This is a genomic window from Klebsiella sp. 2-CIP_Kleb., assembly GCF_050378715.1.
Taxonomy (GTDB): Bacteria; Pseudomonadota; Gammaproteobacteria; order Enterobacterales; family Enterobacteriaceae; genus Klebsiella; species Klebsiella quasipneumoniae.
Map to the genome: position 1 here is coordinate 104,916 of NZ_JBNRLG010000002.1, position 12,567 is coordinate 117,482.

Here is a 12,567-nt window from a genome sequence, read left to right on the forward strand (position 1 = left end):
CGATGCTGCAAATCTCGCATCTTTCCGCCGACTACGGCGGTAAACCGGCGCTGGCGGATATCAACCTGACGCTGGAGAGTGGGGAGCTGTTGGTGGTGCTGGGGCCTTCGGGCTGCGGTAAAACTACCCTGCTGAACCTGATTGCCGGATTCGTGCCCTATCAGCACGGCAGCATCACCCTCGAAGGTCAGCGGGTGACCGGGCCGGGCGCAGAGCGCGGCGTGGTCTTCCAGAATGAAGGTCTGCTGCCGTGGCGCAATGTGCAGGATAACGTGGCGCTGGGCCTCCAGCTGGCGGGCGTGGATAAAGCGCAGCGCCGGCAAGCGGCGGCGCAGATGCTGAAGAAGGTGGGTCTGGAAGGGGCGGAAAAACGCTTTATCTGGCAGCTGTCCGGCGGTCAACGCCAGCGGGTGGGCATCGCCCGGGCGCTGGCGGCGAATCCGCAGCTGTTGCTGCTGGATGAGCCCTTCGGCGCGCTTGACGCCTTTACCCGCGAGCAGATGCAGACATTGCTGCTGAAACTGTGGCATGAGACCGGCAAACAGGTGCTGCTGATCACTCATGACATTGAAGAGGCCATCTTTATGGCCACCGAGCTGGTGCTGCTGTCGCCGGGGCCGGGACGGGTGGTGGAGCGGCTGCCGCTTGATTTCAGCCGTCGCTTTGTCGCGGGCGAATCCTGCCGCAGCATCAAATCCGACCCGCGCTTTATTGAACAGCGGGAATACATTTTGAGCCGGGTGTTTGACCAACGGGAGGCTTTCTCATGAGCGTGGTACTGAACGACAAACCGCGTCAGACGACGCTGAAATGGCGCTGGCCGCTCTCCCGTCAGCTTACCCTCAGCGTGGCGACCCTGGCGGTGCTGCTGACCGTCTGGTGGGCGGTCGCGGCGCTGCAGCTGATTAGCCCGCTGTTTCTGCCGCCGCCGGGACAGGTGCTGCAGAAGCTTATCACCATCGCCGGGCCGCAGGGCTTTATGGATGCGACGCTCTGGCAGCATCTGGCGGCGAGCCTGACGCGGATCGTCATCGCCCTGCTGGCGGCAGTGCTTATTGGCGTACCGGTGGGGATCGCCATGGGGCTCAACTCGACGGTGCGCGGGATCCTCGATCCGCTGATCGAGCTTTATCGTCCGGTGCCGCCGCTGGCCTACTTACCGCTGATGGTGATCTGGTTTGGCATTGGTGAAACGTCAAAGATCCTGCTGATCTACCTGGCGATTTTCGCCCCGGTAGCGATGTCGGCGCTGGCGGGGGTGAAAAGCGCGCAGCAGGTGCGGATTCGCGCCGCCCGTTCGCTGGGCGCCAGCCGGGCGCAGGTGCTGTGGCTGGTGATCCTGCCCGGCGCGCTGCCGGAGATCCTCACCGGGCTGCGCATTGGTCTCGGGGTGGGCTGGTCAACGCTGGTGGCCGCTGAGCTGATCGCCGCCACCCGTGGGTTAGGGTTTATGGTGCAGTCCGCCGGCGAGTTTCTCGCCACCGATGTGGTGCTGGCGGGGATCGCAGTCATTGCCATTATCGCCTTTTTACTGGAACTGGGGCTGCGCGCGCTGCAGCGCCGCCTGACGCCCTGGCATGGAGAAGTACAATGAGTGAACGTCTGAGCATTACCCCGCTGGGGCCGTATATTGGCGCGCTGGTGACCGGGGCGGATTTAACCCGTCCGCTGAGCGACAACCAGTTTGAGCAGCTGTATCACGCGGTGCTGCGTCATCAGGTGGTATTCCTGCGCGAACAGAATATCACCCCGGCGCAACAGCGCGACCTGGCGCTGCGATTTGGCGACCTGCATATTCATCCGGTCTACCCTCACGCCCCTGGCGTGGAAGAGATTATCGTCCTCGATACCCACAACGATAATCCGCCGGATAATGACAACTGGCATACCGATGTCACCTTTATCGACACGCCGCCCGCCGGCGCCATTCTGGCGGCGAAAGAGCTGCCGGCGACCGGCGGGGATACTCTGTGGACCAGCGGCATTGCCGCCTGGGAAGCGCTGTCAGAACCCTTCCGGCAGCTGCTGAGTGGCCTGCATGCGGAACACGATTTCCGTAAATCGTTCCAGGAATATAAGTACAACCACACGGAAGCCGAGCATCGGCGCTGGCAGGAGGCGGTGGCGAAGCATCCGCCCCTGCTGCACCCGGTGGTGCGTACCCACCCGGTGACCGGCAAGCAGGCGCTGTTCGTTAATGAAGGCTTTACCACGCGGATTGTCGACGTGACCGAGAAAGAGAGCGCGGCGCTGCTGAGCTTCCTGTTTGCCCATATCACCAAACCGGAGTTTCAGGTGCGCTGGCGCTGGCAGCCGAACGATGTCGCTATCTGGGATAACCGGGTGACGCAGCATTACGCCAATGCCGACTATCTGCCGCAGCGGCGCATTATGCACCGGGCGACGATCCTCGGCGATAAGCCGTATTTCCGGGCGTCGTAGCCGCGGTTAATGTTGCCTGCAGAACTACCCCTGCCATCCGCCACCCTGGCCGGATGGCAGGATAAACCGGCTATCCGGCCTGCAAAGCTAAATGCGCGCCAATATAGCGCTGATAGCGGTTCGCTTTCAGATAGGTCAAATCCACCAGCACCAGACCATCCACGCAGTTATTGAAATCCGGATCGCTGCCGAAATCGATAAACTGCACGCCGCCCGGCTCGCACACTTCCGAGTACTGCTTATACAGCGGCGGGATCGCGCAGCCGAGGTTGCCGAGCAGGGACTTCAGCCGGGCCAGGTCGTCGTTGTAATCCTCCCCGCCAAACTGCGCCAGCACGTCGGGCAGCGAGGCCGGATAAGGGCGACGGGACTCCGCCAGCGGGTGCGTCGCCGGGAACCACAGCCGGTAGAACGCCACCAGCAGATCGCGAGCGGCGGGCGGCAGCCCACCAGAAATCGATACCGGGCCAAACAGATAGCGATAGTGCGGGTAGCGCGCCAGATAAGCGCCGATGCCGGACCACAGGTAGTCCAGCCCGCGTCGACCCCAGTAGCGCGGCTGGATAAAGCTGCGCCCCAGCTCAATGCCGTGCTGCAGGATGTCGTCCATTCGCCCGTCGTAGTGGAACAGACTGGAGCTGTAGATCCCCTCCAGGCCGCGCTTTGCCAGCTGTATGGCCGTCGGCATAAAGCGGTAAGCGCCGACGATCTCGAGGTCTTCTTCATCCCACAGGATCAGATGCAAATAGTCGTCATCATACCCGTCGATATCCCGCCGTTTGCCGCTGCCTTCGCCAACCGCGCGGAAGGCGATTTCCCGCAGGCGTCCCAGCTCGCGCAGCAGCGGCGCCTCCTCCTGACCGTTGCGCTGCCAGAGGTAAATCACTTTGCCATCGGCGGTGCGGCCCAGGCATTCGGCCTTGTGCAGTTCGCGTTTGAGCCGCGCCCGATCTTCCGGGCGGGCGATGGCGCTTTCAGTTTTGAACTGCCCAGGCAGCCCTTTGCGCAGCTGTTCAAGGTGCTGATAGCAGCGGCCGGTAAGTTCGCGAGCGCTGGACTGGGCATCGAACCAGCTCGACCAGGGGATCTGCTGGCCGATACGCACCGGCAGGCTGCTGTTGCGCCGGCGAAACATCTGCTGCATCAGCAGGAGCAGCGGCAGGTTGTCGGAGACCAGGGTGCTGGCGTAAAACAGGGCGCTGTTGTGGGCATGAATCCACGCCGGCAGCAGCGGGGCGCGATATTTCGCCGCCAGCTTAATAAAGCCCGAGTGCCATTTTTTATCGCGAATGCCGCGACGGGTAAGGCGAGAGACTTCCCCCGCCGGGAAGAAAATCAGTACCCCACCGGCCTGTAGCTGCTGGTCCATCTGCTGCAGCGCCGTTTTAGCGGTGCGGCCATGAATATTATCCACCGGGATAAACAGCGAGCTCAGGGGCTCAAGGTGGGTGAGCATGCGGTTGGTGACCACTTTGACGTCGCGTCGCACGCGGGATACCGCATACAGGAGCGCCAGGCCGTCGAGGGTGCCGGTGGGGTGGTTGGCGATAATGACCAGCGGGCCATATTCGGGGATTTGTTCGAGATCGTGCGCCGGGATGGCGCAGCGGATATTGAGGTATTCCAGCACCTGTTCGACCGTATCAAGCCCCTTCAGGTGGCGGTGACGGTCGGCAAATTGTTGAAACTCTTCCTCATAAAATAGCTTTTTTAACAGTTTCTTTTGCCAGGGGGCGGGCCTCGCCTGAGGCCACAGGTCATCGAGTACGTTGTCGAGACTAAACATAGTGGCTCCTCCTCCGTCCTGCCCAGACAGTAGAAGGTAGAGATGTCGTTCAGATTACAGTTGGGTGAAGATTCGGTCGCAGCAAGCGAGGTTTCCCGGATAGCGGCTAACGCCTCATCCGGGCTACGGTTGGCGCCGATTTGTAGCCCCGGTAAGCGTCAGCGCCACCGGGGAGAGGCTATCGGCGTTCACCGCAGCTAAGATCAAAGCTATCGCCAGCCCAATTTGGGGGATATAGCCCGCGCTGGACATCGCGATGAAAGGTTGAAAATGGCCAATCGATCACTCGGGTGACCCAGCCATGCTTAAGTGGATTGATATGGATGTAATCAACGTGTCGGCGGTAATCATCTTCATCGCGTATGGCATGCTCCCAAAAGCGAGGTTGCCAGAGGGGGTGTCGTTTTAACGTTCTGGTAAAACAGCCTTTGATATCTCTCCAGCGTGAAGAAAAATCGTCATCATTATGAGGTAGTGTCCAGATGCAATGCAGATGTTCAGGCAACACCACCCAGGCATCAATAATAAAGGGGCGATGTTGTTTAACTACGGCGACAGAGTAGCGCAATAATTCTATGTTTTCAGTTAGGTGCATGCTTCTACGGTCTTTAAGGTTAACGGTGAAGAACCAGGTTCCCCCTTTAATGTAATAACGTCGATAAGCCACCACAGGATCTCCTGGAATTCGGTATTTATGATGTGGTTTAACACGTTAGAAGGCGAAATCCGGTACGCCAAGAAGAACGCGCAGAAGATGGAAAGCGGCGTGCAAAATTTTAGCTACAGATATTGTTTAGCGCCTGTCCCCGGATAGCGGCGCAAGCGCCTTATCCGGGCTACGGTGTGGTGGTCGCGATAAATACAGCGCACCGGAGATGAGGTTTGGTAGCCCCGGTAAGCGTCAGCGCCACCGGGGAGAGGGAGGCTTAACGGAGGATGTTTTTCTCGGCCAGGTCGAGGGCGAAATAGCTGAAGATCAGATCGGCGCCCGCGCGTTTGATAGCGCCGAGGCTTTCCAGAACCACTTTCTCTTCATCGATAGCGCCCGCCTGGGCGGCGAATTTGATCATCGCGTACTCCCCGCTGACCTGATACGCGCCGAGCGGCAGATCGCTGCGCTCGCGGATATCGCGCAGAATATCCAGGTAGGCGCCCGCCGGTTTCACCATCAGGCAGTCGGCGCCCTGGGCTTCATCGAGCAGCGACTCGCGAATGGCTTCCCGGCGGTTCATCGGGCTCATCTGATAGGTTTTACGATCGCCCTTCAGCGCGGTACCGGCCGCTTCGCGGAACGGGCCGTAGAAGGAAGAGGCGAACTTGGTCGAATAGGACATGATCGCCGTATTGGTGAAGCCGGCGGCGTCCAGCGAGCGGCGAATCGCCTGCACCTGACCATCCATCGCGGCGGAAGGGGCGATGAAATCCGCGCCGGCGGCGGCAGCGACAACGGCCTGTTTGCCGAGGTTTTCCAGGGTCGCGTCGTTATCCACCCCGTGGTCGCACAGCACGCCACAGTGGCCGTGGGAGGTGTATTCGCAGAAGCAGGTATCGGACATGACGATCATCTCCGGCACCGTGGACTTACAGATCCGCGACATACGCGCCACCAGACCATTTTCATTCCAGGTATCGCTGCCGGTGGCATCGGTGTGATGAGAAATACCAAAGGTCATCACCGAGCGAATGCCGGCATTGGCGATGCGTTCGATCTCGCGCGCCAGATATTTTTCCGGAATGCGCATCACCCCGGGCATCGCCTCGATCGCTTTGTAATCATCAATTTCTTCTTCAACAAAGATCGGCAACACCAGGTCGTTCAAACTCAGTGTTGTCTCTTCAAACAGGGCGCGCAGCGCAGCGGATTGACGCAGGCGGCGGGGGCGAGTGATTAAATCTGTCATGGTTTGCCTGATTTTGTGAAATGAAAGAGGGTAGTGTAACTGAAATGGCAGCGGGATGTTTCGCCAAAACGATCGTTATGTCGCATCGGCGAAACCTCCCCCGGGCTTACTGACTGGCCGTCTGCATGTTGGGCTGCATGCCGCTCAGCTCGCTGACCAGATCGTTGATGCCATCGCTCATATTGTTGAAACGGGTTAACGGCGAGCGGGTCACCACCACAAAAGCGCCGACGTTAGCCTGCGGATTCATCGCCATATAGGTGATAAACCCGCCGCCGCCGCCGGTTTTCTGAATAATCCCCGGATGGCCATTCTTCGGCTTCATATACACCCAGCCAAGCCCCAGCGCGTCGGCGCGGCCAGGCACGTCCATACCGATCACCCGAGTCAGCTGGTTACGCTGATAAATCAGCGTCTGCATCCGGTCGGCCTGCTGGCTGCGGGTATAGAAATCGGATGACAGGAACTGCTGCATCCAGCGCATCATATCCCCCGGCGTCGAGTAGACGCCGCCGCTGCCGATCGCCGCCAGAGTGTTGTTACACGGGCTGGCGCCTTTCTCCGGGATCATCAGCCGCTGGCACTGATCCGGCGATGGGGTAAAAGTAGTGTCCTTCATCCCCAGCGGCCGGGTGATCTGCTCTTCAAACAGCTGCGGATAAGGTTTGCCGGCGGCGGTGGAGAGCGCGTCCGCCAGTAAATCGAAGGCCAGATTGGAGTAGGCTGCCTGTGAGCCCGGCGCGGTCTTCAGGGTGGCGGTTGAGAGCCAGTTCCAGCGCTGCTGGCGGGTTGGCCAGACAAACACCGGACGATGAGCGGCGCCGCCAGGCTGCTCGCGCGGCAGGGCGCTGGTATGGGTCGCGAGATTCACCAGAGTGATTGGTTTTCCCTGCCAGTCAGGCACTCGGGCGCCCGGCGGAGCGTATTTGCTCAGCGGATCGTTGAGTTTCACCACCCCCTGGTCGAGCAGCTTCACCAGCATCTCGCTGGTCATCAGTTTGCTGAGGGAGGCGATACGGATCACCGAGTCGAGCTGCGGGTGTTGATTATTCCCCGGGCGGGTTTCGCCAAAGCTGCGAAACACACGCTGATTGCCATCGATCACCACCAGCGCCATGCCGGTGGCGCCGCTGCCGTAGTAGATATGATTGGCGTAACGATCGACCACATCCGAGGCGAAAACCGGGTCAACGGTAGGCTGTGCGGCCTGCGCCGAGGTCCACGACGCCGCGCACAGCGCAGCAAAAATGAGCAAACTACGTTTCAACGGAGATCATCCATTAAATAAATAAAAAAGAAGAGGGTATTTATACTACGAAGTGGCGCAGAACAAAGCGGGATTCACGACATTCCTGCAGGAAAAAGGTAACGGTGCGTAAAAAAGACTTTTTTACGCTTTCGGATACCGGCTTTTTTCGCCGGCGCGTATGATGACCGTTTGGCTGAAGGTTTGCGGGAGAAAACAATGGCGGCTCAACGGGTAGTGATGGTCGTGGATATGCAAAACGGCGTGTTCGCCACGCCGCGTCTGGCGCGCGAGCGCTGCGTCGCGCAAATTAATCGTCTGGTGCGCGCGGCGGATAAAGTGATTTTTATTCAGCATGATGAGGCCGGCGGCCTCGAAGCCGGCAGCGAAGGCTTCGCCCTGCTCCCTGAGCTGGAACAGCCGGCCGGCGCGCTGTATGTCACCAAAACCGCCTGCGACGCCTTCTACCACACCTCGCTGGAGCAGGTGCTGCGGGAACACGACATTCAGCAGTTCGTCATCTGCGGTTGCGCCACCGACTACTGCCTCGACACCACCATTAAAAACGGCGCCAGCCGCGGGTACGGCATTGTTATCGCGGAAGATGCCCACACCACCGCCAACCGCCCCGCCGCGCAGGCCGCGACGCTGATCGCCCACTACAATGAAGTGTGGCGTACGCTGACCGTTCCTGGCAATCCTTTACAGGTGAAACCCACAGAAACAATTCTGCACGCCTGGCAGCAGAACTAAGCTGTTGATATCCGGTCTTATCATCCGTCTGCCCCGCGAGAGCGCTTTCACGCGGCGGCCGACGTATGCGTCGTATACAGCAATAGCAGAACGATAAGAAGTTAGCAGGAGACAATGATGTTTAAATCTTTTTTCCCCAAACCGGGGCCGTTTTTTATTTCTGCCTTTATCTGGTCGCTGCTGGCGGTGATCTTTTGGCAGGCGGGCGGCGGCGACTGGCTGCTGCGGGTCACCGGGGCATCGAAGGATGTGGCGATCAGCGCGGCGCGCTTCTGGTCGCTCAACTATCTGGTGTTCTACGCTTACTATCTGTTTTGCGTCGGCGTGTTTGCGCTGTTCTGGTTTGTCTACTGCCCGCATCGCTGGCAGTACTGGTCGATTCTCGGCACGTCGCTCATCATCTTCGTCACCTGGTTTCTGGTGGAAGTGGGGGTGGCGATCAACGCCTGGTATGCGCCGTTCTATGATCTGATCCAGAGCGCGCTGGCCACCCCGCATAAGGTCAGTATCAACCAGTTTTATCATGAGATCGGCATCTTTCTCGGCATCGCGCTCATCGCGGTGATTATCGGCGTGATGAACAACTTTTTCGTCAGCCACTACGTCTTCCGCTGGCGCACGGCGATGAACGAACACTACATGGCCCACTGGCAGCATCTGCGCCATATCGAAGGCGCCGCGCAGCGTGTGCAGGAAGATACCATGCGCTTTGCCTCCACCCTGGAAGATATGGGCGTGAGCTTTATCAACGCGGTGATGACCCTGATCGCCTTCCTGCCGGTGCTGGTGACGCTCTCCGAACACGTTCCCGACCTGCCCATCGTCGGTCACTTGCCGTATGGCCTGGTTATTGCCGCGATCGTCTGGTCGCTGATGGGGACCGGCCTGCTGGCGGTGGTGGGGATTAAGCTGCCGGGTCTGGAGTTTAAAAACCAGCGCGTGGAAGCGGCCTATCGTAAAGAGCTGGTCTACGGCGAGGACGATGAAACCCGCGCCACGCCGCCGACGGTGCGCGAGCTGTTCAGCGCGGTGCGTCGCAACTATTTCCGTCTCTATTTTCACTATATGTACTTCAATATCGCCCGCATTCTCTATCTGCAGGTGGATAACGTTTTCGGCCTTTTCCTGCTGTTTCCGTCGATCGTTGCCGGTACGATTACCCTCGGGCTGATGACGCAAATTACCAACGTTTTCGGCCAGGTGCGCGGTTCGTTCCAGTACCTGATCAGCTCGTGGACGACGCTGGTGGAACTGATGTCCATCTACAAACGTCTGCGCAGCTTTGAGCGCGAACTGGACGGCAAGCCGCTGCAGGAAGCGATCCCGACATTACGTTAATCAAGACAAGGAAGCAGGATGGCCGCACGTTTATCGCGCATTATACCCGGTTCATTGACGCTGCTGGCGGCCGTGGTGCTCAGCGCCTGTACCAGCCAGCAGGCGCCGGTGCTGAAAGAGGGTGAGAAGCCCGTTGACGTGGCGTCGGTGGTGCGGCAGAAAATGCCCGCCAGCGTCAAGGATCGGGAGGCCTGGGCGCAAGCCATCGCCACCGCCTTTGACAGCCAGAAGCTGGCGCCGACGGAAGAGAACGTCTGCTCGGTGCTGGCGGTCGCGCAGCAGGAGTCCAATTATCAGTCCGATCCGGTGGTGCCGGGGCTGAATAAAATCGCCTGGCAGGAGATCGACCGCCGGGCGGAAAAAATGCACATTCCGCTGTTTCTGGTCCATACCGCGCTGAAGATCACCTCGCCAAACGGCAAAAGCTATAGCGACCGTCTGGACAATGTGAAGACGGAAAAGCAGCTGAGCGCTATTTTTGATGACTTTATCGGGATGGTGCCGATGGGGCAGAAGCTGTTCGGCTCCCTGAACCCGGTGCACACCGGCGGCCCAATGCAGGTCAGCATCGCCTTTGCTGAGCAGCATACCTCCGGCTACCCGTGGAAAATGAACGGTACGGTGCGCCAGGAGGTCTTCAGCCTGCGCGGCGGCCTGTGGTTTGGTACCTATCATCTGCTGAACTACCCGGCCAGCTACAGCGTGCCGTTGTACCGTTTTGCCGACTTTAACGCCGGCTGGTATGCCAGCCGTAACGCCGCCTTCCAGAACGCGGTGGTGAAAGCCAGCGGGGTGAAACTGGCGCTCGATGGCGACCTTATCCGCTATGACAGCGATGAGCCGGGCAGCACCGAGCTGGCGGTACGTCGCCTGGCGGGCCAGCTGGGGATGAGCGACAGCGAGATCCACAGCCAGCTGAAAAAGGGCGACAGCCTGGCGTTTGAGAAGACCGACCTCTATCAACAGGTTTTCCGTCTCGCTGATAAAAAAGCGGGCAAAACCCTGCCGCGGGAGATGTTACCGGGGATCCAGCTTGAGAGTCCGAAAATCACCCGTAATCTGACGACGGCGTGGTTTGCGAAACGGGTCGATGAGCGGCGGGCAAGCTGTATGGCGCGGCGTTAACGGCGCCGACGCCAGCGTACAATGATCGCCAGCAGCCCGATGAACGCGCAGCTGACCAGGAAAGGGATCAGGCCAAAGAGGGTGCCAACGGCGAGACTGATGTCGACCTGCGGACGGCTGGCGTCCTGGGCCTGCATCAGGCGCTCAAACACCCCCGGGGCGTGGATCAGCATGCTGAGCATCTGCGCGCCGGCCCAGCAGCAGATCAGCACGAACAGCCCGTAGGCGACATGGCTGCCGGTCAGCGCCCCTCTTTTTTTATTTCCCAAAAGCGATTTTGAAAAACTGAATTCAGCCATAGGCCCTCCCACCTCTGTACTGCTGGTTTTTTCTCCAGCTCTATGGCAGGTATTCTGGCAGTGCGACGCCGTCGCCAGTATCAGATTGCTGGTAATTGCCCTCCAGGAATAATCCTGTTTTCGCCGTTGTGTTAACCGCGCCAGAGGAAGGGAAAAGGGAGACCGGCGTCGCAATCCAGCAACATTCTCCATATCGCTACAGACCGCCGCGGGCGGCTATGCGAAGATGCGTTTTTTGCTGTTGGAGGCCGCATGAAGCTCACTGATAAAATTCGCCGCGACTGGCACTACTACGCGGTGGCGCTGGGGTTAATTTTTATTCTTAATGGCGTGGTGGGGCTGCTGGGGTTTGAGACGCAGGGCTGGCAATCCTACGCCGTCGGTCTGGTCACCTGGGTAATAAGCTTCTGGATTGCGGGCTTTGTGATCCGCCGCCGCCCGGCAGAAGAGGCCTGAGGCCGCCGCTGCCAGGCGGGGTAAAACGCGTTTTAGTTCATGGAGGTTTTCAGCGCCCGGTCCGCGGCATGGCGCTCCAGCGCCAGCTCAATCAGGCGGGTGATCAGACTGGTGTAATCGAGGCCGCTGGCCTGCCACAGCTTCGGATACATACTGATATTGGTGAAGCCCGGCAGGGTGTTGATCTCGTTGATCACCACCTCGTTGTCGGCGGTGAGGAAGACGTCGACGCGGGCCATGCCGCTGCAGCCCAGGGTCTGGTAAGCCTGCACCGCGATAGCGCGGATCTTGTCGTTGATCTCCGGGGCGATAGCGGCCGGGACCACCACCTTCGCGCCCTGGTCGTCGATATACTTGGTGTCGTAAGCGTAAAACTCGCTGTTGAGGACAATTTCACCGCAGGTGCTGGCTTGCGGATGGTCGTTACCCAGCACCGCACACTCAATTTCCCGCCCTTTAATGCCTTGCTCCACCACCACTTTATGGTCAAATTCAAAGGCCAGGGCCACCGCCTGATGGTACTGCTCTTCGTTTTTAACTTTGCTGACGCCAACCGACGATCCCTGGTTGGCCGGCTTAACGAACAGCGGCAGGCCCAGCTTCGCTTCGACATCGGCAAAGCTGAACTGCGCGCGGTTGGCGCGGGTTAGGGTGATAAACGGTGCGACGGCGAGACCGGCGTCGCGCAGCAGGCGTTTGGTCACATCTTTGTCCATACAGGCCGCAGAGCCCAGCACATCGGATCCGACGAAAGGCAGATTGGCCATGCGCAGCATCCCCTGCAGGGAACCGTCTTCGCCCAGCGTGCCGTGGACGATGGGGAAAATTACATCGATGGCCGCCAGCGGCTGGCCGCTTTCGGCGTTAATCAGTTGCTGCGCCTCGCGGCCCGGGATCTGCGCCAGGGTCACCGTTGAAGGGCGCAGGGCGATGCGGGCAGGATCCTGAGCGTTGAGCAGGTAGTTGCCGGCGTCGTTGATGTGCCATAGCCCCTGTTTATCAATCCCCAACAGAACCACATCGAAGCGTGATTTATCAATCGCTTCCACGATATTCTTCGCTGACTGCAGCGACACTTCATGCTCTGCCGACTTACCGCCAAAAACGATCCCAACCCTCATCTTTGCCATTTCAACTTCCATCCAGATTACATCAAAGGGCATAACATACCATGTGAAACCGCCGCCTGCCTGCCATAATATTTACCTGATCAATTGACGG

At 59.4% G+C, this 12,567-nt stretch carries 13 protein-coding genes; 7 read left to right on the forward strand and 6 right to left on the reverse strand.

What is annotated here, in order from left to right:
* Positions 1-2: 2 nt before the first annotated feature.
* Genes tauB through tauD form a run of 3 tightly spaced genes read left to right on the forward strand, consistent with a single transcriptional unit; the run spans position 3 to position 2,442 of the window.
* Positions 3-770, forward strand: coding sequence for a taurine ABC transporter ATP-binding subunit (tauB, locus tag ACQUTP_RS08455; protein ID WP_004178719.1), 768 nt, complete (start codon positions 3-5; stop codon positions 768-770).
* Complete coding sequence (tauC, locus tag ACQUTP_RS08460) at positions 767-1,594, forward strand: taurine ABC transporter permease TauC (RefSeq protein ID WP_004204893.1); 828 nt, start codon at positions 767-769, stop codon at positions 1,592-1,594. Before tauB ends, tauC begins: the two co-directional genes overlap by 4 nt.
* Positions 1,591-2,442, forward strand: coding sequence for a taurine dioxygenase (gene tauD, locus ACQUTP_RS08465; RefSeq protein ID WP_017898949.1), 852 nt, complete (start codon positions 1,591-1,593; stop codon positions 2,440-2,442). Before tauC ends, tauD begins: the two co-directional genes overlap by 4 nt.
* Positions 2,443-2,512: 70 nt before the next feature.
* Here tauD and ACQUTP_RS08470 read toward each other — a convergent pair whose 3' ends face one another.
* The 4 genes from ACQUTP_RS08470 to ampH all read right to left on the reverse strand — a co-directional run bounded on the left by ACQUTP_RS08470 (position 2,513) and on the right by ampH (position 7,396).
* On the reverse strand, positions 2,513-4,228 hold the full coding sequence (locus tag ACQUTP_RS08470; RefSeq protein ID WP_032455618.1) for a lysophospholipid acyltransferase family protein: 1,716 nt from the start codon (positions 4,226-4,228) through the stop codon (positions 2,513-2,515).
* A gap of 178 nt (positions 4,229-4,406) precedes the next feature.
* Positions 4,407-4,898, reverse strand: coding sequence for an REP-associated tyrosine transposase (locus ACQUTP_RS08475; protein ID WP_004204888.1), 492 nt, complete (start codon positions 4,896-4,898; stop codon positions 4,407-4,409).
* A gap of 256 nt (positions 4,899-5,154) precedes the next feature.
* Positions 5,155-6,129, reverse strand: a complete 975-nt coding sequence (gene hemB, locus ACQUTP_RS08480; protein WP_004204887.1) for a porphobilinogen synthase — start codon at positions 6,127-6,129, stop codon at positions 5,155-5,157.
* Positions 6,130-6,235: 106 nt separating this feature from the next.
* Positions 6,236-7,396, reverse strand: a complete 1,161-nt coding sequence (gene ampH / locus ACQUTP_RS08485; RefSeq protein WP_004204886.1) for a D-alanyl-D-alanine-carboxypeptidase/endopeptidase AmpH — start codon at positions 7,394-7,396, stop codon at positions 6,236-6,238.
* 219 nt (positions 7,397-7,615) lie between these two features.
* On the opposite strand from ampH, the gene ACQUTP_RS08490 reads away from it, so the two are divergent.
* The 3 genes from ACQUTP_RS08490 (at position 7,616) to ACQUTP_RS08500 (ending at position 10,591) form a co-directional block, all read left to right on the forward strand.
* Entirely contained in the window at positions 7,616-8,128 is a 513-nt protein-coding gene (locus tag ACQUTP_RS08490) for an isochorismatase family protein (protein ID WP_072096510.1), read from the forward strand.
* A 117-nt stretch (positions 8,129-8,245) separates the two neighbouring features.
* Positions 8,246-9,466: a peptide antibiotic transporter SbmA gene (sbmA, locus tag ACQUTP_RS08495; protein ID WP_004204884.1), complete on the forward strand. Its 1,221-nt coding sequence runs from the start codon at positions 8,246-8,248 to the stop codon at positions 9,464-9,466.
* Between the two features lie 18 nt (positions 9,467-9,484).
* Entirely contained in the window at positions 9,485-10,591 is a 1,107-nt protein-coding gene (locus ACQUTP_RS08500; RefSeq protein ID WP_017898945.1) for a DUF1615 domain-containing protein, read from the forward strand.
* Here ACQUTP_RS08500 and ACQUTP_RS08505 read toward each other — a convergent pair.
* Positions 10,588-10,890 (reverse strand): YaiY family protein, encoded by a 303-nt coding sequence (locus tag ACQUTP_RS08505; RefSeq protein ID WP_004204882.1) that lies wholly within the window; start codon positions 10,888-10,890, stop codon positions 10,588-10,590. The genes ACQUTP_RS08500 and ACQUTP_RS08505 overlap by 4 nt on opposite strands.
* A gap of 252 nt (positions 10,891-11,142) precedes the next feature.
* Here ACQUTP_RS08505 and ACQUTP_RS08510 point away from each other — a divergent pair, with 252 nt between their 5' ends.
* Positions 11,143-11,346 carry a DUF2754 family protein gene (locus ACQUTP_RS08510; RefSeq protein ID WP_004204881.1) on the forward strand — a complete coding sequence of 68 codons (204 nt, stop codon included), beginning with the start codon at positions 11,143-11,145 and terminating at the stop codon, positions 11,344-11,346.
* A 32-nt stretch (positions 11,347-11,378) separates the two neighbouring features.
* On the opposite strand, the gene ddlA is transcribed toward ACQUTP_RS08510, so the two are convergent.
* Positions 11,379-12,476: a D-alanine--D-alanine ligase gene (gene ddlA, locus ACQUTP_RS08515; RefSeq protein ID WP_004204880.1), complete on the reverse strand. Its 1,098-nt coding sequence runs from the start codon at positions 12,474-12,476 to the stop codon at positions 11,379-11,381.
* Positions 12,477-12,567: the final 91 nt, after the last annotated feature.

Coding starts and splice junctions, on each gene's coding strand:
- tauB (WP_004178719.1), top strand. CDS start 3: ATGCTGCAAATCTCGCATCTTTCCGCCGACTACGGCGGTAAACCGGCG.
- tauC (WP_004204893.1), top strand. CDS start 767: ATGAGCGTGGTACTGAACGACAAACCGCGTCAGACGACGCTGAAATGG.
- tauD (WP_017898949.1), top strand. CDS start 1,591: ATGAGTGAACGTCTGAGCATTACCCCGCTGGGGCCGTATATTGGCGCG.
- ACQUTP_RS08470 (WP_032455618.1), bottom strand. CDS start 4,228: ATGTTTAGTCTCGACAACGTACTCGATGACCTGTGGCCTCAGGCGAGG.
- hemB (WP_004204887.1), bottom strand. CDS start 6,129: ATGACAGATTTAATCACTCGCCCCCGCCGCCTGCGTCAATCCGCTGCG.
- ACQUTP_RS08490 (WP_072096510.1), top strand. CDS start 7,616: ATGGTCGTGGATATGCAAAACGGCGTGTTCGCCACGCCGCGTCTGGCG.
- sbmA (WP_004204884.1), top strand. CDS start 8,246: ATGTTTAAATCTTTTTTCCCCAAACCGGGGCCGTTTTTTATTTCTGCC.
- ACQUTP_RS08500 (WP_017898945.1), top strand. CDS start 9,485: ATGGCCGCACGTTTATCGCGCATTATACCCGGTTCATTGACGCTGCTG.
- ACQUTP_RS08505 (WP_004204882.1), bottom strand. CDS start 10,890: ATGGCTGAATTCAGTTTTTCAAAATCGCTTTTGGGAAATAAAAAAAGA.
- ACQUTP_RS08510 (WP_004204881.1), top strand. CDS start 11,143: ATGAAGCTCACTGATAAAATTCGCCGCGACTGGCACTACTACGCGGTG.
- ddlA (WP_004204880.1), bottom strand. CDS start 12,476: ATGGCAAAGATGAGGGTTGGGATCGTTTTTGGCGGTAAGTCGGCAGAG.